This is a genomic window from Aurantimonas sp. DM33-3, from assembly GCF_014334315.1.
Taxonomy (GTDB): domain Bacteria; phylum Pseudomonadota; class Alphaproteobacteria; order Rhizobiales; family Rhizobiaceae; genus Aurantimonas; species Aurantimonas coralicida.
In genome coordinates this window covers 328449-349788 of record NZ_JACSGS010000001.1, presented here as the reverse complement: position 1 = coordinate 349788, position 21340 = coordinate 328449, and the positions used below count along the sequence as shown (strand labels likewise).

21 protein-coding genes are annotated in these 21340 nt (G+C 66.8%); 4 read left to right on the top strand and 17 right to left on the bottom strand.

Annotation, left to right across the window (positions count from 1 at the left end; all coding sequences use genetic code 11):
- Positions 1-56: 56 nt before the first annotated feature.
- From H9Q09_RS02045 to H9Q09_RS02030, 4 genes are all read right to left on the bottom strand, one after another.
- Positions 57-704, bottom strand: a complete 648-nt coding sequence (locus H9Q09_RS02045; protein WP_228240967.1) for a hypothetical protein — start codon at positions 702-704, stop codon at positions 57-59.
- Positions 705-862: 158 nt separating this feature from the next.
- Complete coding sequence (locus tag H9Q09_RS02040; protein ID WP_085931392.1) at positions 863-1009, bottom strand: ABC transporter; 147 nt, start codon at positions 1007-1009, stop codon at positions 863-865.
- 354 nt (positions 1010-1363) lie between these two features.
- Positions 1364-1894 carry a hypothetical protein gene (locus H9Q09_RS02035; protein ID WP_246715961.1) on the bottom strand — a complete coding sequence of 177 codons (531 nt, stop codon included), beginning with the start codon at positions 1892-1894 and terminating at the stop codon, positions 1364-1366.
- A gap of 353 nt (positions 1895-2247) precedes the next feature.
- The gene (locus H9Q09_RS02030; protein WP_187389680.1) at positions 2248-2817 is read right to left on the bottom strand and encodes a hypothetical protein; all 570 of its coding nucleotides are present in this window, start codon (positions 2815-2817) and stop codon (positions 2248-2250) included.
- A 76-nt stretch (positions 2818-2893) separates the two neighbouring features.
- On the opposite strand from H9Q09_RS02030, the gene H9Q09_RS02025 reads away from it, so the two are divergent.
- The 3 genes from H9Q09_RS02025 to H9Q09_RS02015 all read left to right on the top strand — a co-directional run bounded on the left by H9Q09_RS02025 (position 2894) and on the right by H9Q09_RS02015 (position 4841).
- Entirely contained in the window at positions 2894-3241 is a 348-nt protein-coding gene (locus H9Q09_RS02025) for a hypothetical protein (RefSeq protein ID WP_187389679.1), read from the top strand.
- A 156-nt stretch (positions 3242-3397) separates the two neighbouring features.
- Positions 3398-4075, top strand: a complete 678-nt coding sequence (pncA, locus tag H9Q09_RS02020; RefSeq protein WP_187389678.1) for a bifunctional nicotinamidase/pyrazinamidase — start codon at positions 3398-3400, stop codon at positions 4073-4075.
- Positions 4076-4142: 67 nt separating this feature from the next.
- Entirely contained in the window at positions 4143-4841 is a 699-nt protein-coding gene (locus H9Q09_RS02015) for a ribonuclease activity regulator RraA (RefSeq protein ID WP_009209591.1), read from the top strand.
- Between the two features lie 79 nt (positions 4842-4920).
- Here the strand turns inward: H9Q09_RS02015 and H9Q09_RS02010 are convergent, their stop codons facing one another.
- Positions 4921-5136, bottom strand: a complete 216-nt coding sequence (locus tag H9Q09_RS02010) for a hypothetical protein (protein WP_187389677.1) — start codon at positions 5134-5136, stop codon at positions 4921-4923.
- A gap of 125 nt (positions 5137-5261) precedes the next feature.
- Between H9Q09_RS02010 and msrB the strand changes: the two genes are divergently transcribed.
- Entirely contained in the window at positions 5262-5669 is a 408-nt protein-coding gene (gene msrB / locus H9Q09_RS02005; RefSeq protein WP_024352298.1) for a peptide-methionine (R)-S-oxide reductase MsrB, read from the top strand.
- 38 nt (positions 5670-5707) lie between these two features.
- Here the strand turns inward: msrB and ccoS are convergent, their stop codons facing one another.
- The 12 genes from ccoS to H9Q09_RS01945 form a co-directional block, all read right to left on the bottom strand.
- Entirely contained in the window at positions 5708-5866 is a 159-nt protein-coding gene (gene ccoS, locus H9Q09_RS02000) for a cbb3-type cytochrome oxidase assembly protein CcoS (protein ID WP_187389676.1), read from the bottom strand.
- Positions 5863-8172 carry a heavy metal translocating P-type ATPase gene (locus H9Q09_RS01995; protein WP_187389675.1) on the bottom strand — a complete coding sequence of 770 codons (2310 nt, stop codon included), beginning with the start codon at positions 8170-8172 and terminating at the stop codon, positions 5863-5865. The genes ccoS and H9Q09_RS01995 overlap by 4 nt, the downstream gene beginning before the upstream one ends.
- Before the next feature lie 10 nt (positions 8173-8182).
- On the bottom strand, positions 8183-8665 hold the full coding sequence (locus H9Q09_RS01990; RefSeq protein WP_187389674.1) for a FixH family protein: 483 nt from the start codon (positions 8663-8665) through the stop codon (positions 8183-8185).
- Positions 8666-8668: 3 nt separating this feature from the next.
- Positions 8669-10222, bottom strand: a complete 1554-nt coding sequence (ccoG, locus tag H9Q09_RS01985; protein WP_187389673.1) for a cytochrome c oxidase accessory protein CcoG — start codon at positions 10220-10222, stop codon at positions 8669-8671.
- A 215-nt stretch (positions 10223-10437) separates the two neighbouring features.
- On the bottom strand, positions 10438-11310 hold the full coding sequence (gene ccoP / locus H9Q09_RS01980) for a cytochrome-c oxidase, cbb3-type subunit III (RefSeq protein ID WP_187389672.1): 873 nt from the start codon (positions 11308-11310) through the stop codon (positions 10438-10440).
- 3 nt (positions 11311-11313) lie between these two features.
- Complete coding sequence (locus H9Q09_RS01975; protein ID WP_024352303.1) at positions 11314-11469, bottom strand: CcoQ/FixQ family Cbb3-type cytochrome c oxidase assembly chaperone; 156 nt, start codon at positions 11467-11469, stop codon at positions 11314-11316.
- Between the two features lie 10 nt (positions 11470-11479).
- On the bottom strand, positions 11480-12280 hold the full coding sequence (ccoO, locus tag H9Q09_RS01970) for a cytochrome-c oxidase, cbb3-type subunit II (RefSeq protein ID WP_246715960.1): 801 nt from the start codon (positions 12278-12280) through the stop codon (positions 11480-11482).
- 10 nt (positions 12281-12290) lie between these two features.
- Positions 12291-13913, bottom strand: coding sequence for a cytochrome-c oxidase, cbb3-type subunit I (gene ccoN, locus H9Q09_RS01965; RefSeq protein WP_187389671.1), 1623 nt, complete (start codon positions 13911-13913; stop codon positions 12291-12293).
- Positions 13914-14603: 690 nt separating this feature from the next.
- On the bottom strand, positions 14604-15026 hold the full coding sequence (locus H9Q09_RS01960; protein WP_187389670.1) for a hypothetical protein: 423 nt from the start codon (positions 15024-15026) through the stop codon (positions 14604-14606).
- A gap of 312 nt (positions 15027-15338) precedes the next feature.
- On the bottom strand, positions 15339-19217 hold the full coding sequence (locus H9Q09_RS01955; RefSeq protein ID WP_187389669.1) for a vitamin B12-dependent ribonucleotide reductase: 3879 nt from the start codon (positions 19215-19217) through the stop codon (positions 15339-15341).
- A 615-nt stretch (positions 19218-19832) separates the two neighbouring features.
- The gene (gene gpt / locus H9Q09_RS01950; RefSeq protein WP_009209626.1) at positions 19833-20330 is read right to left on the bottom strand and encodes a xanthine phosphoribosyltransferase; all 498 of its coding nucleotides are present in this window, start codon (positions 20328-20330) and stop codon (positions 19833-19835) included.
- Positions 20331-20526: 196 nt separating this feature from the next.
- Positions 20527-21282 (bottom strand): competence/damage-inducible protein A, encoded by a 756-nt coding sequence (locus H9Q09_RS01945; RefSeq protein WP_187389668.1) that lies wholly within the window; start codon positions 21280-21282, stop codon positions 20527-20529.
- Between the last annotated feature and the right edge of the window lie 58 nt (positions 21283-21340).

The following is a 21340-nucleotide window of genomic DNA, read 5'->3' as shown; positions in this document are numbered from 1 at the left end:
GCGCTGTCGCGGCCGGGCCTGATCGTCGATGAACGAGACGCGTCGCGGGGACGGTCCTACGTGTTCATTTCCTTCAGCGTGTTGATGTAGTTCTCCGGGAATAGCATGTGGTTGGGCGCCTTGAGGCCCATATGCTCGGCGATGTCGCCGACGAAGGAACTGCAATTGTAGAGCACCGCGTGCCAGACCGGCGAAGAGTCCTGCAGACTGCGGATATAGCCGACGACGTCGCGATACTCTTCCTCGGTCAGGTCGATCCGGTAGTTCGCGGTCATGTAGGCGATCTCGGTGTCGCCGTCGCTGGGGCCGGTCTCGGACGGCACCGGCAGGAAGTGACCGATCGTATAGGGCACGTTGCTGGTCGACGCCGGATGCAGGCCGGCAACCTCGGTCACGCCGGGAATCAGCACGCCCTTCGAGTCGGTCGGGACACGGCCGTTCTGGTCCAGCTTCCCGAAGACCACGAAGGTGTGGCCATAGCTCATTGCGTTGCGGGCGCGGAAGTCGATGAAATAGGGCTTGGAGAGCTGCTGCGCGGCGCCGGACTGTCCGGGAGGCGGAGCGAAGGCGGCAGGCGCGACGAGCGCGGCGCTGGAGTTCACAGGCGCACCGGCCGACATGGTATTGGCCGAGTTCGAGGTACAGCCCGTCACGAGGGCGCCGAGAGCCGCGGCGAACGCGATTCGCAGGAATTTCGAAGACATTGTCGGCCTTTCAAGTCGAAGACGGCCAGGGGCCATTCGACGGGGACAAGACATAGAAGCGCCCCCCGATGTCGAGCATCGCGGAACGCGTAGCGTGGGCCAGTGATTGGTCGGCGCTTGGAGGGAGCGCCGGAGCGACTCCCTCCAAGAAACCAAGGTCAGCCCTTGGTGACGTAGGTCTGCTCGACGACCATCGGCTCAGCAACCGGTGCCTTGCCCTTGCCCTTGCCGATGCCCTTGCCCATGCAGCCAGCGAAGGATGCGAGGGCGACGACCGCGACCGATGCGATGACGATTTTCTTCATTTTGAACTACCTATCAATGTGACGGTTGGTGCCGCAGCTTGAATATTCCGACGCCTTTTTGCGGCCGGTGCGACAAGAACCTGTTGCGTTTGGGTGGTACGGGCAAGTGCGGAAATGCCACACATCGCAGGCAACGTGACGGAATAGAAGCGTTTGGCTCCGACGTGTGACTGCGGATTATGAAAAACCCTTCATAAGCGCCTGAAACTCCGTGTTCGTCCCTCTGCTCTCTCAATCCGAAAACGGTCCCGTTTGCAAGGGCCGCCAGGGCTCAAGATTCGTTAAATCCTGCAACAGAGTGCTGCATTTACCGCACTGCACCGCGTTGCTCTTCAAGCCGCATGTCGCGACCCCTCAGTTTGCCGCGACATTGGTCGGCGGACCCTGGATCACCGCCCGCGATTCGCGGATTGCGGCGACGTTCTGATCGATGACGGTCGGGCGTTCGGCAGCCGTGAAAGCGAAGCCGTCGACCCCCGTCGTCGTGACGATTTCCTCCTGCAGGCGCTCCCGGGTGGTGCCGCAACTGGCATACGCGATCTCGGCGAGAGACAGCTCGTCCTGCACCTCGATCGACGCCTTCACGGCCTCGTCGTAATTGCAGAAGGCGTCGGCCCGCAGCGCCTGGTCCAGCCGTTCGTCGAGCATGCCGTATTGCTGCTGGATCGCGATTTTGCGGGCGTTGTAATTGTTCAGATAGGTCTTGCGCAGCGCCAGCCGGCACTGGGCATAGACCAGTTCGCCGGGGATGATCAGCAGGCTTCGGCAATGGGCGTCGTCCTGCGGGGCCGAGAGGTCGAGCGCAGCCATGTCCATGTCGTCTCCCACGCAGCCGGCGAGGAGTACGGCGAGAGCCGCAACAGGAGCGAGGGCGGGAATGCGCATGACCATCTTCGTCTTTCTACGGTTCCGTAGAACCCGGCTGTCTGTCGGATCGGCACCGCGACGTTGGCGCGGCACCATATGATCGCAAGGAAATTAAGGATCTGTTGCCCACGTCTGACGATCGTCTCGCCAGACTGCACGACCCCGGTTCGCACGCTGGACCGGACGGACCGGCGCAACCTGATCGGACGCGAGACGCGCACGAAACGGGTCACGCTGCGGGCGAGAACGACAGAAGGTTCAATTCCGGCGAAGGTGTGACGCAGGTGGGGCTTTCAGGACGCAGTACGCATGAAAGCTGCCCCTCGGGAGCATAGCGTACAGCGACCGGTGATGGCGGCAGGCGTGGCCGCCTATTCCTGCGCGGTCCCGGCCTCGATTCCGCGGCGTACCTCGTCGCGCAGTTCATCGGTCATTTCCTTCGCCGCGCAGGTCCGCGTCGGGCTGATGACCTCCTGTTGCGCGAGGTCCTCTCGCGAGATCGGGCAGACCTTGCCGGCGAGTTCCGGCGTCACCGAGATGGTCAGTGGCAGCTCGGAGACCTTGATGCCGAGATCCGTCGCCAGCGCGGTCTTCAAATCCCAGTCGCCGAGCGACACTTCGACGAATTCCGAACCGGGTTCGCCATCGATCGCGGGCGCCTCGGTCTGCGCGGCGGCGGGATATTGCAGCGCGGTCGCCATCGCGCCTGCCAGAAGCAGGGCCAGGGGTGTCGACGCGATCCGGTGATACATTTCGTTGGCTCCAAGACTGCTGCAAGCGGTCGGGCCGCATGCCTGATTTCCCGCAATCATAGGGTCCGACCGTGACTTTGCCATGGCGGAGGCGTCGCGCTCGGACAGCAGTTCGCCACAGGCGCCGCGATAGACATCGGCAATCGCCCGATTTTGGTATGCGGTCCGACAATATTTCATGGCTGCCATGCCGTTGTGCGTTGCAGCAAAGACGCCTAGCTGTCGGGGCAGGGAGGTCCAATTCTTCTTCAGAGGGACCAAAGACATGAAGACTGCAATCGCAACCGCCGCCATCGCCCTGTTCGCATTCGGCGTCGCACAGGCCGAAGAACTGAAGCCGCTGGCCGGCAAGACCATCGATCTCGGCGGCGTCAAGGGCGCGGCCTATTACACGGTCGAGGGCGAAGATTTCCGCGTCGTGACCACGCTGCAGGCCGGCGAGACGGGCAGCCCGCTGCGTTTCGTCTCGACGCTGTCGGACGGTGAAACGCTGACCGTTCAGGTTCCGTCCCGCAATGGCGGCACCACCGAGGACCTGATGATCACCCGCACGGGCGACGTCCTCGACGTCTCGCCGAAGGCCGATCTGCGCGCCGCTGCCAGCCTTCGCTGACACCGCCAGACCGTACGACCGAGTTTCAGACGCAACGGCCATGCCGGGGAGATCCCGGCATGGCCGTTGCCGTTCGGGCTCGCTGAATGCGCCGCCGGGTGCCGTTGCTGCGCCTGCGGACTTTCCTCGCGGCGAACGAACTGTCAGGTTCGGGTCATGGCGAATATCGATATCAAGCATGACGATGCGCTGATCATCGTCGACGTACAGAACGACTTCTGCCGGGGCGGCGCCCTGGCGGTGCTCGACGGCGACAGCGTCGTGGCGCCGATCAACGCGCTGGCGCCGTATTTTCCGGTCGTCGTCCAGACCCAGGACTGGCATACGCCGGACCACGTCTCCTTTGCGTCCAGCCATCGGCGCAACGCGTTCGAGATGATTACCTTGCCCTATGGGCCGCAGGTGCTGTGGCCCGATCATTGCGTCATGGGCACAAGCGGCGCGGACTTCCATCCGGCCCTGCATGTCCCCGACGTTCAGATGATCGTCCGCAAGGGCTTCCATCCGTCCGTCGACAGCTATTCCGCCTTCGTGGAAGCTGACCACGCCACCCGGACGGGGCTGGCCGGCTATCTGCGAGAGCGCGGTGTCGGCCGCGTCTTCGTCGCGGGCCTGGCGACGGATTTCTGCGTGGCGTGGACCGCGCTGGACGGACGGCGGGCCGGCTTTGAGGTGGTCGTCGTGGAGGATGCCTGCCGGTCGATCGACCTCGACGGCTCGCTGGCGCGGGCCTGGCGGGACCTCGAGGCTGCGGGCGTCGGGCGCTGCCAGTCCGACGAGATTCGCCCGGGTTCGCCGGCGCGCGTGGGTGCCGATCGCGCTTCATCAGCCTGACTTGGCATTTGATCGCGCCGCGACTTGCGGTATCGATGGCCACCGTCATCAGCAGGAAGCGTGTTCCGTGAGCCAAACCTCGACCAACGAAGTCTTTCGCAAGATCGCCACCGCGACGATCACCACGATCCTCCTGAAGAAGGGTCTGCGCAATGTCTGGCTGCGCGGCCCGATGCCGATGGAAGACGGCATGGAGCGGATCGTCGGCCGTGCCTTCACGCTGCGCTTCGTGCCGGCGCGCGAGGATCTGGCGACACCGGAATCCTGGTCGTCGCCCAATTCCACCCGTGGCGCCATCGAAGCGATGCCGGACGGCTGCATCGCCGTCGTCGATGCCATGAGCGTCGATGACGCCGGCATCTTTGGCGACATCCTGTGTGCCCGCATGGTCAAGAAGGGCGTCGCCGCCCTCGTCACCGACGGCGTCGTGCGCGATCTCGCCGGCGTGCGTGGCACCGGTCTGCCGGTGTGGTGCGCGGGCGTCGCCGCGCCGCCTTCGGTGGCCGGGCTGACCTTCGTCGGGTGGCAGGAGCCGATCGCCTGCGGCGGCGTCGCGGTGTTCCCGGACGATCTGATCGTGGCGGACGACGATGGCGCCGTGGTGATTCCGGCCGCGCTGGTCGACGAGGTGCGCGATGCCTGCGTCGAGCAGGAAGAGCTGGAAGCCTGGATCATGACCGAGGTCGATCGCGGCGTTGCGCTGCCGGGCCTCTATCCGCCGAATGCGGAAACCCGCGAGCGCTACGAGAAGAGCCGCGGCCGCTAAGGCTCAGCGCGACTCGTCAGAACGCGAAAGGGCGGCGCCGCAGCGCCGCCCTTTATCATGTCCGATCTGTCCGGTCGGCCTAGGTGTCGTCAGCCGTGCCATCGCCCTCGACCGTCTCGGCGGGGCGCCGCTCGATCTCGCCGCCCAGCCGGTCGACGCTGCCCGGCCGATCGAAGGCGTTGTCCTGCGAGGGCCGCGCCTTCGGCGCGTTCTGGCGGTAGCTGACGTCCTGGTCGCGATCCTGGGCGTCGGGATTGTTCTGCTGGTTGTCGAACCTGTCCGGTACATTGCTCATCTGACACTCCCGTGCGTTGCGGCGGCAGCGCCCCTATATGGGAGCCAGCCGATCCGTTCGGGGGGCAATCCGCTGCGGCGGGCTTCGTTCCCGAAGGACCGGAACAGACACGGAAGGATACCGACATGGACGCCAAGACCTACCCCGTCACACGCACCGATGCCGAGTGGCGCGCGATGCTGTCGCCGGAGCAGTATCAGGTGATGCGCGGCCACGGGACGGAGCGCCCGGGCAGCTGTGCCCTGCTGCACGAGAAGCGGCCGGGGACCTTCACCTGCGCCGGCTGCGGGCAGCCGCTGTTCATCGCCGGCCAGAAATTCGAGAGCGGCACCGGCTGGCCGTCCTTCGACACGCCGGTCGAAGGCGCCGTCGAAACCACCGAGGATCGCAGCCACGGCATGGTCCGCACCGAGTGCCATTGCAGCCAGTGCGGCAGCCATCTCGGCCATGTCTTCCCGGATGGCCCGCCGCCGACGGGTCTGCGCTACTGCATCAACGGCGTCGCCATGGATTTCGAGCCCGACGACGCCTGATCACGACCGCCACGCACCGGCGATCCCGGTGCGTGGCGTCACCTGTCGCCCGGTTGCGTGTCGTCATCGGCGAGAATGCGCCATGCCGCGCCGTCGAGATCCTCGTACTGGCGGGTGCGCACGGTCCACAGGAAGGCCGCGAGGCCGACCAGCCCGAGCAGCAGCGCGATCGGCACGAGGATCAGCAAGATATTCATGCCGTTGCCTCGGCAGCGGGCTCGAACGCCGATGATCGGGCTTCCGCGACCGGCTGCGTCGACGTCCCAGCCTTGCCGTCGAAACCGCCTCCCGTCAGTCGCAGGCTGTTGGCCACCACGACGATCGAGGACGCCGACATGGCGATCGCCGCCACGAGCGGTGTGACCAGACCCGCCATGGCCAGCGGCACGGCGATGCAATTATAGGCGATCGCCAGTCCGAAATTCTGTCGCACCAGCCGCTTCGCGCGCAGCGCGATGTCATGGGCAAAGGGCACGCTGCGCAGGCTGTCGCGCGTGAAGACGAAGTCGGCGGCGAGCCGCCCGGCATCGCAGGCCGAGGCCGGCGCCATGGAGACATCGGCGGCGGCCAGGCTCGGCGCGTCGTTGAGGCCGTCACCCACCATCAGGACATGGGCACCGCCTGCCTGTAGCGCGCAGATCCGTTCGATCTTCGCCGCCGGCGACTGGCCGGCTGCCGCATGCCCGATCTCCAGTTCGCCGGCCACCCTGCGCACCGCCACCTCGCCGTCGCCCGACAGCAGTTCGGTGTTGAGCCCGGCCGATCGCAGGGCTTCGAGAGCCTCATGCGCGCCGGTCCGCAGCGATTCCCCGAGCGCGAAATTCGCCGTTGTCTGCCCCTCGATGGCGAAGCTGACACCCTCGGTCGCAGGCGCTGCCTGGCCCGCGATCTCGGCGACCCAGTCCGGGCGTCCGAGCCGCACGTGGCGGCCCTGCCAGACAGCGGCGATACCGCATCCCGGCCATTCCCGGATATCGTCGAGCTCCGCCATAGAACCGCTTCCCAGATAGTGGCGGATGGCGAGCGCGGCGGGGTGGTTCGAGCGGCCGGCGAGAGCGCGCGCCACGTCGCGGCCGGTTGCGAGCATGTTCGACGCCGTGACATGGGGCGTGCCGGTCGTCAGGGTCCCGGTCTTGTCGAACAGCACCGTGTCGATCTCGGCCAACCGCTCGAGCCCCGTGCCATCCTTCATCAGGATGCCGGCCTCGAAGAGGCGCGCGGCGCCGATGACATGGACCACCGGAACGGCAAGGCCGAGCGCGCAGGGGCAGGTGACGATCAGAACCGCAATCGCCGCATAGAGCGCCTGATACCAGTCGCCGCCCGTCGCGATCAGCCAGAGCAGGAACGTCGCCGCAGAGAGGAGATGGACCGCCGGCGCGTAGATCCGCGCCATACGGTCGGCGACGCGGACATAGCGCCCGCGACCGGTCTCGGCCGCTTCCATCATGCGGACGATCTCGGCGAGGAAGGAATCGTCCGCGCTCGTCAGCGCCTCGACCTCCAGGGCGCCCGACAGGTTGAGGGTGCCCGCCTCGACCCGGGCGCCCGGCGCCACGGCGAAGGGCGCGCTCTCGCCGGTGACGAGCGAGCGGTCGAGTTCGCTCCGGCCCGTGAGGACCATCGCATCGACCGGCATCCGCTCGCCGGCGGCGACGCGCAGGACCATGCCGGGCTGCACCTCGTCGAGGGGCACGTAGCGCGTCTCCCCATCGGCGAGCAGCGTCGCGCCGCGTGCGGCCAGTCGCGAGATGGCGACGACGGCGCTGCGGGCGCGCTCGCGCATGCGCTGGTCGAGATACCGGCCCACCAGCAGGAAGAAGATCAGCGTCACGGCCGCGTCGAAATAGGCTTCGGCGCCGCCGTTCAGGCTCTCGTAGAGACTCATGGCCAGGGCCAGGAGGACGGCCAGCGAGATCGGGACATCCATGTTCAGGCGCCCGACCCTGAGCGCCGAGACCGCCGAGCGGAAGAAGGGCTGGCCGGCGAAGGCCACGGTCGGCACCGCAATCAGGGCCGAGACGAGATGGAAGAGGTCCCGCGTCGCCGCATCGGCCCCGGACCAGACGGAGACCGACAGGAGCATGATGTTGGCCGCCCCGAAGCCGGCGATGGCCAGCGCCGTCAGCAGGCGTGTCGATTCGCGCCGGGCGCCCAGGGTTTCGAGGTCGCCGAGATCGACGGGCGTGCCGGGATAGCCGAGCGCGTCCAGTGCGCTGGTGATGACGCCCGGTGAGATTTCGGCGGAGCGTGTGACCACGGTCACCCGGCGCAGGGTGAGGTTGACCCGAACCGAGACGATGCCAGGCAGGGGCTTCAGGGCGGTTTCGATGGCCGACAGGCAGGCACCGCAGCGAATGCCGGGCACCGACAGGACATAGGTCACCGTGCCGTCCGGGGCCTGCCGCCCGGCATGGCGCAGTTCCTCGGTCCGTGCATCGACGGGACCGGCGACGTCGCTCAGGTCAGCGGGGAGCGTGAAGGCGGTGCCGCAGCAGCTCATGATCGTGCGCTCACTTGACCACGAAGCGGATGGCGCTTTGCCAGGGCTTTTCGCCGGTCGCCTCGACCCGGACCTGTGCCTCCCAGATCCCCGGCGCGAGATCGGTGGTCACGCCGTAGCCACCGGAGCGCAGCGGCGCGAGGCGCACGGTCCGGTCGTCGCGCTCGGTGGCGGGGCGTCCAATGGTGGCCGCCACCATCGCGCCCGGCAGGGGGCGGGACGCGGCATCGCGCAGATCGACCTGGAAGATACCCTCGGAATAAGCCGTCGTCGCCGTCCAGCCGCGCCCGGCCTGAGCGGTGCGCTCGGCCGTCAGCTCGTTGAAGTGCTGGCTGGCGATATAGCTGTTCTTGACGACAAGGCCGCTCCAACTCGTGCTGGCGAAGATGGCCAGGGTGAGATTGACCGAGATGATGGTGCCGAAGAACAGCGCCATGACGCCGATCATGTGCAGGCCGGTGAATTTGTCAGGACGAAACACGCGACGCAGCATGGGTCAGTTCCCCGTCTCGAAAGTTGCGGAATAGCTGTCGGTCTCGCCCACGACCGGATCGGTGACCACGAAGCGAAAGCTGGTCTCGCCCGCCTGCAGCGCGCTCGCCGGCTGGGCGACGAAGACCCGCAGGGCACGCAGCTGATCCGGCGCGACGGGAATGTCGAAGCTTCGCGCGGCCGGCGCATCGATGTCGGCGATGGTCATCGTCGCCTCCGGCAGGCCTTCGAGCGCCAGCCCGATGGTGCGCGGCTGCGGCAGCATGTTGAGCAGTTTCACGGTGTAGCCGTTGCGGATGGACCCGTCGGCGAGGGTGACGGCGACCGGGTTGCGGTCGTGCTGGACGTTGATCTCCAGACGGTCGCGGGCCAGCAGCGCGATGGTCAGCCCGACGCCGATCGCCGACCACATGGCCAGGTAGATCAAGGTGCGGGTGCGCAGGATGATGCGCCAGTCGAAATGCCTCAGCCCCGCGATGAAGCGGCCCGCATGGTCGCGCACGCGGGACGGGTCGATGGCGCCGGTCGCAGGATCCGTGGCGGCGGCCATGTTGGCGTTGTAGTCGCTGAGCGTCGCGTAGGAGATCAAGCCGCGCTCGCGGCCGAGCTTGTCCATGACGCCGTCGCAGGCGTCGATGCACAGGGCGCAGGTGATGCAGGCCATCTGCTGGCCGTCACGGATGTCGATGCCCATCGGGCAGACGGCGACACAGGCGTTGCAGTCGACGCAGTCGCCGGCCGGCACGCCCGCCGCCGCGGCCTTCTTGGCGCCGCGGGTCCGCGGCTCGCCGCGCCAGTCATTGTAGGTGACGGTGAGCGAATCCTCGTCGAGCATAGCCGCCTGGATGCGCGGCCAGGGACACATGTAGATGCAGACCTGCTCGCGCATCAGCCCGCCGAAAACGTAGGTGGTGGCGGTCAGGAGAGCGACGGTGGCATAGGCGATGAACGGCGCCTCGCCGGTGACGAAGCTCATCAGCAGGCTCGGGGCGTCGGCAAAGTAGAAGATCCAGGCGCCGCCGGTCGCCACGGCGACGACGATCCAGGTGGCGTGCTTCAGGACCCGCTTGCGCAGCTTGTCGACGCTCCAGGGCGCCTTGTCGAGCTTGATGCGGGCGTTGCGATCGCCCTCGAAAAAGCGCTCGATGACGAGGAAGAGGTCGGTCCAGACCGTCTGCGGGCAGGTGTAGCCGCACCAGGCCCGGCCGACGACGGAGGTGACCAGGAACAGGCCGACGCCGGCCATGACCAGAAGCCCGGCGACGAAGAAGAATTCCTGCGGCCAGATCTCGATGAAGAAGAAATAGAATCGCCGGTTGGCCATGTCGATCAGGACGGCCTGATCGGGCGCGTAGGGACCACGATCCCAGCGCAGCCACGGGGTCACGTAGTAGATGCCGAGGGTGATCGCCATGATCAGCCATTTCAGCTGGCGAAACTGCCCCTCGGTGCGCTTGGGGAAGATCTTCTCGCGCTTGGCGTAGAGCGGCTGGTCCTGGCGACTGGCGGCGTTGACGGCTTCGACGTCGAGGCGTTCGATGTCGGGCTGATGCAGCATGGTCTCTCTCGACGTTCGGCGGGCACCGCAGGGCGGCATCCGTGTCGATAGACCCGCCCCGGCGGACCGGCCTTGATCTGCATCAACGCCCGGCGGTGCGCGGGTGCGTCGCAGGAGCGCACCATTGTGAACGGGCCTTGCCGGCAAGACGAAGCCCCCGGCTGGCGGGCCGGGGGCTGTGGTCGCGACCTCCCTCGCGACCGGGCGACGGGATCCTATTCGCCGCCGCCGAGACTGTGGACATAGACCGCGAGTTCCTTGATCGCGGTGTCGCCGAGGCGCTCGCCCCAGGCCGGCATGACGCCATGGCGCGGGCGGCTGATCTGCGTCGCGATGGCGGTCGCGTCACGTCCGTAGAGCCAGATCGCGTCGTTGAGCGCGGGCGCGCCGACCTCCTTCATGCCTTCGCCCGACTCGCCATGGCAGAAGACGCAGTTCTGCGCGTAGATGTCGGCACCGCGCGTTGCGGCGTCGGGCCGGTCGTCGCGGCCGGTCAGCGACAGGACATATTGCGAGACGTCGGCGATCTGGTCGCGGTCGAGAATGCCGTCGCGACCGAAGGCCGGCATGTCGGCGACCCGGGTGTCGGGGTCCGGCGCATAGCGGATGCCGTGCTGCAGCGTGACGGCAATCTCCTCCAGCGAACCGCCCCAGATCCAGGCGTCGTCGTTGAGGTTCGGATAGCCCGGGCTGCCAGCGGCGCCGGAGCCATGGCACTGGACGCAATTGACCTTGTAGGACGCTTCGCCGGCGGCGATCGCGAAGGGGCGCAGCTCCGGATCGGCGGCGATGGTCGCCACGTCCGACGTGCGGATGGCCGCGATGCGGTCGGCATTCGCCATCTCCAGCGTCGACATCTCGGTGCGCAGATCCGCACGGCTCGACCAGCCGAGCAGGCCCGTCGTCGCCGAATTGACCAGCGGCCAGGCCGGATAGAGCACCGTATAGACCGCCGCGAAGGCGATCGAGGCGTAGAAGGTCCACAGCCACCAGCGCGGCAGCGGGTTGTTGAGCTCCTTGATGCCGTCCCAGGAATGGCCGGTCGTCTCGATGCCGCTGACGTCGTCGATATCCTTGTGATCGCTCATCGGTCAGTCCTCCTTGAAGGGGATGCTGGCGGCATCGTCGGCGGCGCGCTTGGCGCCCGGCCGCAGGACCCAGGCGAGAACGCCGAGGAAGAACAGCGTCAGGGCGAGGAGCGCCCAGCTGTCGGCGAAGGCACGCATGCTGTGGTAGTCGAAATCCATCCGGAGGCTCCTAGCGATCGTTGCGTTCCGGCTCGTAGACGGAGAAGTCCACGAGGGTGCCGAGCATCTGCAGGTAGGCGATCAGCGCATCCATCTCGGTGAGACGCTGGCTGTTGCCGTCGAAGGTTCCGACGACCGCCTTGGGGTAGCGGGCGAGAAGACCGGTCGCGTCGCCATTGGCGGTCGCCTGGACCATCAGGTCGGCCTTCGCGTTCTCGATCATCTCATCGCTGTAGGGCACGCCGACCGCGCGATTGGCCCGCAGGTGACCGGCCGGATCGCGCATGTCGAGATCGGTGGTCGCCAGGAAGCCGTAGGACGGCATCACCGATTCCGGCACGACCGAGCGCGGCTCGATCATGTGCTGGACATGCCATTCGTCGCTGTAGCGACCGCCGACACGGGCGAGATCGGGGCCCGTGCGCTTCGACCCCCACTGGAACGGATGGTCGAACATGGATTCGGCCGCGAGGCTGTAATGGCCGTAGCGCTCGACCTCGTCCCGGAACGGCCGGATCATCTGGCTGTGGCAGGTGTAGCAGCCCTCGCGGATGTAGATGTTGCGCCCGGCGAGCTCGAGCGGCGAGTAGGGCCGCATGCCCTCCACCTTCTCGATGGTGTTCTCCAGGTAGAACAGCGGCGCGATCTCGACGATGCCGCCGACGCTGACCACCAGCAGGGACAGGACGAGAAGCAGCGTGGCGTTGCGCTCGACCCGGCCATGCTTGGCGAGAATGCCCCGGGCGACCGGGTCGGCCTTCACTTCCGGCAGGGCGCCGTCGAGGGTGGGACGTTCGGTTTCCTTGCTCATGTCTGGCCCCTTACCCTGCCATCTGGATTGCGGGCGTCTGGCCGCCCATCGGTACTTCCGACCGGATCTCGCCGCGGATGGTCTTGTAGACGTTGAAGGCCATGATCAGCGCGCCGGCGAGGTACATCAGGCCGCCGAGCATGCGCAGCACGTAGTAGGGATGCATGGCCGCGACGGTCTCGGCGAAGGAGTAGACGAGGTAGCCGTCGGCTCCGTATTCGCGCCACATCAGGCCCTGCATGATGCCCGAGACCCACATCACCGCTGCGTAGACGACGATGCCGAGCGTCGCGAGCCAGAAGTGCCAGTTGACCAGGCGCAGGCTGTAGAGCCGCTCGCGGTGCCAGAGCTTGGGCACCAGATGATAGACCGCGCCGAAGGAGATCATGCCGACCCAGCCGAGCGCGCCGGAATGGACGTGGCCGATGGTCCAGTCGGTGTAATGGCTCAGCGAGTTCACCGCCTTGATCGACATCACCGGACCCTCGAAGGTCGACATGCCGTAGAAGGCGACGGAAATGACCATCATGCGCAGGATCGGATCGGTGCGCAGCTTGTCCCAGGCGCCCTGGAGCGTCATCAGGCCGTTGATCATGCCACCCCAGGAGGGCATCCACAGCATGATCGAGAAGACCATGCCGAGCGTCTGCGCCCAGTCGGGCAGGGCGGTATAGTGGAGGTGGTGGGGCCCGGCCCAGATGTAGAGGAAGATCAGCGACCAGAAGTGGATGATCGACAGGCGGTAGGAATAGACCGGCCGGTTCGCCTGCTTCGGGATGAAATAGTACATCATGCCGAGGAAGCCGGCGGTGAGGAAGAAGCCGACGGCGTTGTGGCCGTACCACCACTGGGTCAGCGCATCCTGGACGCCGGAGAAGGCCGAATAGCTCTTGGCGCCCATGAAGGAGACGGGCATCGAGAGATTGTTGACCACATGCAGCATCGCGATGGTCACGATGAAGGCCAGGTAGAACCAGTTGGCGACGTAGATGTGGGGTTCCTTGCGGCGGATCAGCGTGCCGAGGAACACCGCCAGATAGGCGAGCCAGACCACCGTCAGCCACAGATCGACATACCATTCCGGCTCGGCATATTCGCGGCTCTGGGTGATGCCGAGAAGATAGCCAGTCGCCGCCAGGACGATGAAGAGCTGGTAGCCCCAGAACACGAACCAGGCGAGGTTGCCGCCCCACAGGGTCGCCCGGCAGGTGCGCTGGACGACGTAGAAGGAGGTGGCGATCAGCGCGTTGCCGCCGAAGGCGAAGACCACGGCCGAGGTGTGCAGCGGACGCACGCGGCCGAAATTGAACCAGGGCTCGATGTTGAGATCGGGCCAGGCGAGCTGCGCGGCGGCGAGCACGCCGACGAGGAAGCCGACAATGCCCCAGGCGACCGTGGCAATGACGCCGTAGCGCACCACCTCGTCGGCATATTCGGTGCCGTTGGTCTTCAGCGGGATCTGCGCGGCATCGGCGAATTCGATGCGCCGCAGCAGCACCACCGTCGCGCCCGCCAGGATGAAGAACAGGACATAGGCATGCGCGGCGAACTGCGCATCCCTGGCAAAGCCGGCCCCGAGCAGCGCGACCAGCGCCGCGCCGCCGATGAACATCGCCTCGGTTTGGTATTTCACGTCAGGAACCCCCTCGGTCACATGCCCGCCGGACGCCGATTCGATCAGGCGGTCGCAATTGCGGGATGGGGGTGGTGTGGCAGCGGCGAGTGTCCGGCGCTTTGATGTCGATCAAGCGGGGTCGCGGGAGGCGGCGTTCTGCGCTGGCGGCGGGTGTTGCGGGCGCAGGCGCGTGGGCTCGGCCGGTGCGGGGTGTGACGGATGCGGCGTGGATTGTCAGCGGGAGCAGCGGTTGCCGCGGCGCGGCGGAGCCCATGCCCGCGAGGCGGTAGGCGGCTGCCAGGATTTGGCATGGGTCCTCGGGTCGAGCCCGAGGATGACGACCTCGTTCGGGAGTATGGCGCGTAAGCGCACTGGACGGCGCGTGCTGGCCGATGCAGAGCGGCGACGATGACGGCCCCGACGGTGGGTGATGGTGGCGATAGCGAAGCCGGGAGCTGGAAGCCGACGCTGGACAGAACGCGGCACAGTCTCGCCGCCTCGGCCATCGCCGGCACCAAGCGCGACCTCCACAGGAGCAGAAGCTGAAGCGGCCGCAGAGGCGAATGACGGCTGGGCGCCACATCCGCCGGGCGTCATCCTCGGGCTTGACCCGAGGACCCATGCCTCGGCGGTGGCGGTATCAGAGACGCTGCAGAACGGCCGTCATCGACGTGCCGCCACCCGCCGTCGCCCGTGCAGCGCCACGGCTCACTCGAACGCCTTGCCGTTCCACTTCACCGAGACCGACTGGCCGCCATGCCCGTGCATGGAGATGGGCGGGCGGCGGCCCTGGCCGATCGTGACGCCGCCGCCGAGCACCTCGCCGACCTTCTTCAGGAGGCCGCCGCGGCGGACATAGAAGATCACCGAGCAGACCTGCGCACCGCAAAACCCGCTGCGACCGAACCGGCCGTCGCTGCAGAAGATCGCGTCATGGGAGAGGATGAGGTCCGATTTGCCATCGCCGTCGAGGTCGCGCTCGATCACACCGACCGGATCGATCGTTCCCCGCCCGCCATCGCAGGCCTCGGCGATCTGTTCCTTCACCACCCAGGCGGCCGCCTTGGTCCGGGCCTCGACCGGCGTCCACGCCAGGGCGAGGGTCAGGATCGTCAACAAAGCGCTCTTCATCTCGGCACCTCCCGTTGCGTCACCCGACCAAGCTGCCGGGGGAGTCGGCGCAAGGCAAGCGCAGGCGGGTGCCTCCGGGACGCGGTAACGGACCTCCGTCGCGGGTCATGGCGCGGCAAAAGGGCCGTTCTGGCTCGCCGCGCCGTGCAGGGTTGCTGCCAATCCGTTTGCGGCGGCAGGCCGGCCCGCACGCGCCCCGTCGCCCGAAACGGGGGGCGAGATCCGACGACGCTTCAGGTCAAACTCTTTTCGCCAAACGAAAAAGCCCCGGAAGCAGGGCTTCCGGGGCTTTTTGACGGTCTTTGGGTCGGATCAGCTGCAGCCGCTGGTCGAGCCGCAGGTGTCGCATTTCAGGCAGGTGCCGTTGCGGACCATCGAGTAGTTGCCGCATTCGGTGCAGCTGTCGCCGGTGTAGCCCTTCATCATGGCGATGGAGCGCCGTTCGGCGGTCGACGGTGCCGCCGCCACATTGGCTGTGTCCTTCGCGCTCGCCTCATAGGCCAGCGGCTGGTCGAACAGGCCCTGGGCCGGCGTCGTGTCCGACGTCGGGGCCGGATCGGCAAGCGGCGCCTGCTCGTAGTCGCGCTTGAAGGCGGTCGCCGGCGTGCCGAGTGCCGTCGGCGACAAAGCCGTCGCCGTAGCGGCCGCCGTTGCCGGACGACCGGTGACGCGGGCAGGGGATCCGCCGGCGGTGTTGGCCGCCGTCCGCGCGGCGGTCGTCACCGGCTTGGTGCCGGCCGGGGCGTTCGCCGCGTTGCCCTGGGGCTCGGCCGAGGAGATCAGCCGGAACTTCGACGTCTGACCGCGGACCATGCCGTGGGAGACCGGCAGCGGCTGCGGCTTGTCGCCCTCGACACCGCGACCGAGGGTCGAGGCGCCGAAATCTTCCGGCTGGACATGGGCGAGATCGTGCCGGTCCAGATAGGAGACCGCCAGCTCGCGGAAGACGTAGTCGAGGATCGACGTGGCGTTCTTGATCGCCTCGTTGCCCTGGACCATGCCCGCCGGCTCGAAGCGGGTGAACGTGAAGGCCTCGACATATTCGTCCAGCGGCACGCCGAACTGCAGGCCCAGCGAGATGGCAATGGCGAAATTGTTCATCATTGCCCGGAAGGCCGCGCCCTCCTTGTGCATGTCGATGAAGATCTCGCCGATGCGGCCGTCATCGAACTCGCCGGTGCGCAGATACACCTTGTGGCCGCCAACAATGGCCTTCTGGGTGTAACCCTTGCGCCGGTTCGGCAGCTTCTCGCGGTCACGCACCACCTTCTCGACGATGCGCTCGACGATGCGCTCGGCGACTTCCGCGGCCTGGGCCGGCTTGGTCGCGGAGGCCAGCGCCGCGGTCGCCATCTCGACGGCGTCCTCGTCCTCGTCGTCCTCGTCGGCGATCAGCGAGGCGTTGAGCGGCTGCGACAGCTTGGAGCCGTCGCGGTAGAGGGCGTTGGCCTTCAGGGCCAGCTTCCACGACAGCATGTAGGCCGCGTTGCAATCCTCGACCGTCGCCTCGTTCGGCATGTTGATGGTCTTGGAGATGGCTCCCGAGATGAAGGGCTGCGCCGCCGCCATCATGCGGATGTGGGATTCCACCGACAGGTAACGCTTGCCGATGCGCCCGCAGGGCGTCGCGCAGTCGAACACCGCCAGGTGCTCGGGCTTAAGGTGCGGCGCGCCCTCGAGGGTCATGGCACCGCAGACATGGACGTTGGCCGCGTCGATGTCCTTCTTCGAGAAGCCGAGGAACGGCAGCAGCTCGAAGGCGAAGTCGGCGAGCTGCTCGTCGGAGACGCCCAGCGTCTCCTTCATGAACGCCTCGCCGAGGGTCCATTTGTTGAAGACGAACTTGATGTCGAAGGCCGAGCCGAGCGCGGCGTTGAGCGCGGCGATGTGCTCGTCGGTGAAGCCCTTGGCCTTGAGCGAGCCCGGATTGATCGCCGGTGCCTGGTTCAGATTGCCGTGGCCGACCGCATAGGCCTCCATCTCGGCGATCTGGGCCTCGGTGTAGCCGAGCGAGCGCAGGGCCTCCGGCGCGGCGCGGTTGATGATCTTGAAATAGCCGCCGCCGGCGAGCTTCTTGAACTTCACCAGCGCGAAGTCGGGCTCGATGCCGGTGGTGTCGCAATCCATCACGAGGCCGATCGTGCCGGTGGGCGCGATCACCGAGACCTGGGCGTTGCGGTAGCCGTTCTTCTTGCCGAGCTCGACGGCATCGGTCCAGGCGGTCTTGGCCCGGGCAGAAAGGCGCTTGTCGGGCAGCGAGGCATGGTCGAGCGGGACCGGGTCGACCGACAGGCCCTCATAGCCATTGGCGATGCCATGGGCGGCGCGGCCATGATTGCGCATGACGCGCAGCATGTGCTCGGAATTGCGCTCGTAGTCCGGGAAGGCGCCCAGATGCCCGGCCATTTCGGCCGAGGTCTTGTAGGCGACGCCGGTCATCAGCGCCGCGATGGCGCCGCAGATCGCCCGACCCTCGTCGGAATCATAGGGGATGCCGGCGGTCATCAGCAGGCCGCCGATATTGGCGAAGCCGAGGCCCAGCGTGCGGTAGTCGTAGGACAGCCGCGCGATCTCCTTGGACGGGAACTGCGCCATCATCACCGAAATCTCGAGAACGACGGTCCACAGGCGGGTGGCATGCTCGAAGGCGTCGGTGTCGAAGCGCTTGATGCCCTCCGGGCCGTCGAGGCCTTCCTCGCGGAACTGGATGAGGTTCAGCGACGCCAGGTTACAGGCTGTGTCGTCGAGGAACATGTACTCCGAGCACGGATTGGAGGCGCGGATTGGGCCGGCCGCCGGGCAGGTGTGCCAGTCGTTCATGGTGGTGTTGTAGTGCAGGCCGGGATCGGCCGAGGCCCAGGCGGCATAGCCGATCTGGTCCCAGAGCTCGCGCGCCTTCAGGGTCTTGGCGACCTTGCCGTCGGTGCGACGGATCAGGTCCCAGGTGCCGTCCTCCTCGACCGCGCGCAGGAAGTCGTCCTTCAGCGAGACCGAATTGTTGGAGTTCTGGCCGGAGACGGTGAGATAGGCTTCGGAATCCCAGTCGGTGTCGTAGACCGGGAATTCGATGTCGGTGTAGCCCTGCCGCGCGAACTGGATGACGCGCTTGACGTAGTTCTCCGGAACCTGGGCGCGCTTGGCGTCCTTGACCGCGCGCTTGAGCGCCGGGTTCTTCATCGGCTCGAAGCAGTCGCCGTCCGGGCCCTCGCAGTTCACGCAGGCCGACAGGATCGCCTTGAGGTGCTTGGACACGGTCTTGGAGCCGGTGACGAGCGCGGCGACCTTCTCTTCCTCGCGGACCTTCCACGAGATGTAGTTTTCGATATCGGGATGGTCGATGTCGACAACGACCATCTTGGCGGCGCGGCGGGTGGTGCCGCCCGACTTGATGGCGCCCGCCGCGCGGTCGCCGATCTTCAGGAAGCTCATCAGGCCCGACGACTTGCCGCCGCCGGCCAGGGTTTCGCCTTCGCCGCGCAGATAGGAGAAGTTGGAGCCGGTGCCGGAGCCGTATTTGAACAGGCGCGCCTCGCGGACCCACAGATCCATGATGCCGCCGTCATTGACCAGATCGTCGGCGACGGACTGGATGAAGCAGGCATGCGGCTGCGGATGCTCGTAGGACGAGGTCGAGCGGGTCAGTTCGCCGGTGCGGTAGTCGACGTAGTAATGGCCCTGGCCGGGACCGTCGATGCCGTAGGCCCAGTGCAGGCCGGTGTTGAACCACTGCGGCGAGTTCGGCGCGACCTTCTGGGTGGCGAGCATGTAGGCGAGCTCGTCCTTGAACGCGGCGGCGTCCTCTTCCGACGCGAAATAGCCGCCCTTCCAGCCCCAGTAGGTCCAGGTGCCGGCGAGCCGGTCGAAGACCTGGCGTGCGTCCATCTCCGAGCCGGTGCGCTCGGCCTCGGGCAGCTTGGCCAGCGCCTCCTCGTCGGCGACCGAGCGCCAGAGGAAGGAGGGAACGTCGTTCTCCTCAACCTTCTTCAGCGCCTTCGGCACGCCCGCCTTGCGGAAATATTTCTGCGCCAGGATGTCGCTGGCGACCTGGCTGAACTGGGCCGGCACGTCGATGCCGGCGAGGCGGAAGACCACCGAACCGTCGGGGTTCTTGATCTCGCTCGTCGCCTTGCGGAACTCGACCGAATGGTAGGCGCTCTCGCCAGCCTTCGTGTACCGGCGTTCGATCTTCATGCCCATGACGGTCCTCGTCTATTCCGTGTTTGCCGCAACGAATCGCGCCAGCGGGCGAGGGAAACCCCTTCGCGCGGCGCGTTGTCCTCGAAAAATCGCCGCCGGGCGCATGTGGTATGGGTCCCGGCTGGCGACACTAGATATAGTATATTCGGGGTGGTTAAGCGACTCTGAATCGGGCGTTCCGGACCGGAGGCGGCAGCTTATCCACCTATTCCCGATGGGCCTGTGGACAGCGGTTAACGCCTTGGCGCCAAGCGGCCGATTCCGCCCTGCCGGGCCGACGTTCCAGCCGGCGCCGGATCGCTCTCGGGCGGGCCCGCAGCTTCGCGGCCAACCTCGCAGGGGGAGGCTGGCGAGCGCAAGTGTGGACAGCGGTTGAAAGCGGGGACAAGTCCGCGAAGGCGCCGGAGCCCGGCCATTTCGTCGGACGCTTAAAGTCGTACCGGTGCGGTCCAGCAACGGTGCGAAGGCGGGCGGAGGACGCCCGGACCAGATCTGCCGGAAGCGGCGGCCGAATCGGTGCCTGGCTACGAAGATCGACGCCCGGACGCGTCTCGCCGCTTCAGCCGGACAGCGAACCGAGCCGGCGAGAAGCTTATTGCCGAGTGGGTGTCAGCCGAGGGTGCTCTTGCTGATCGGCGCCTGGAAGGTGAGGCCGAGATCCCAGGGGAAGAAGATCCAGGTGTCCTGCGACACTTCGGTGATGAAGGTGTCGACCAGCGGCCGGCCCTTCGGCTTGGCGTAGACGGTGGCGAAATGCGCCTTGGGGAGCATGGTGCGCACCAGACCGGCGGTCTTGCCGGTGTCGGTCAGGTCGTCGACGATCAGGATGCCGTCGCCCTCGTCCTTCAGGAGTTCCGGCGAGATCTCCTTGAGAACCCTGAGCTCTCCCTGCTCGCTGTACTCGTGGTAGGAGGCGATGCAGACCGTCTCGATCAGGCGCGTGCCGATCTCGCGGGCGATGATGGCCGCCGGCACGAGGCCGCCACGGGTGATGCAGACGATGGCGCGCCAGTCGTCGCGCTGGCTCGCCAGCCGCCAGGCCAGCGCCCGTGCATCGCGGTGAAACTGGTCCCAGGAGACGGGGAAGGATTTCTCGACCGTGGACATGACGCGCTTCCGGGCTGCTGGAGGGAGCGGTTGCGATAGATCGAATCATCCCGCCGATGCAAGCCAAGTTGCCCACAGACGCGGCACGGACGCCGGTTTCCACGCATAAAACAGCCGAGCGCCGCAGCACTGCGGCAAAACGGACACGTTGCCGGCGTCGGATCGGAAAGAGATCGCCGGTCCGCCGGGCTCGGTCCTACCCCTTGGTACGCGCCCGTCCAAGATCCTCGAGCATCGCCGTGACGGCGGCTGCGGCGTTCTTCAGGGCCGCATCGTCGCGCGAACGCACGACGATCTCGGTGGAGTAGCGGTCACCGTCGAATTTCGGATAGGAGCCGATCTTCACCGCCGGGTGCGCTTTCGACAGGGTCCGCAGCGGATCGCCGATGTCGCCTTCGCCGTACGGGCAGGGGATGGCGAGGCTGGCGATGGCCTGGCCGGCCGGCAGCGTCGACAGGACATTGCTCAGCATGGCCTGGAAGATCTGCGGGACACCGGCCATGACGAAGACATTGTCGATGCGAAAGCCCGGGGCCTTCGACACCGGATTGTCGATGAGCGTCGCGCCCTCCGGGGTGCGAGTCATGCGGCGGCGGGCGTCGGTGAACTCGAGGCCACGGCCAGCATAATAGTCCGCCAGGAGTTCGACCGCCTCGGGATGCTCGCCGATGGGCAGCCCGAAGGCGGCGGCGACCGCATCGGCGGTCAGGTCGTCATGGGTGGGGCCGATCCCGCCCGAGGTGAAAACGTAGTCGTAGCTGCGCCTGAGCGTATTGAGCGTGTCCGCGATGAAATGCGGCTCGTCGCCGATGATGCGGACTTCCTTGAGATCAATGCCGGCGAGCGTCAGGAATTCCGCCAGATGGCCGATATTCTTGTCCTTGGTGCGCCCGGACAGGAGCTCGTCGCCGATGGCGAGCATCGCGGCGGTCGCGGCGGGTTGGGCACTCATGGCGAAGCTCCGGCACTGCGCTGGGACCACGGCACGGACTGCGTCCGCGACCCTCCAC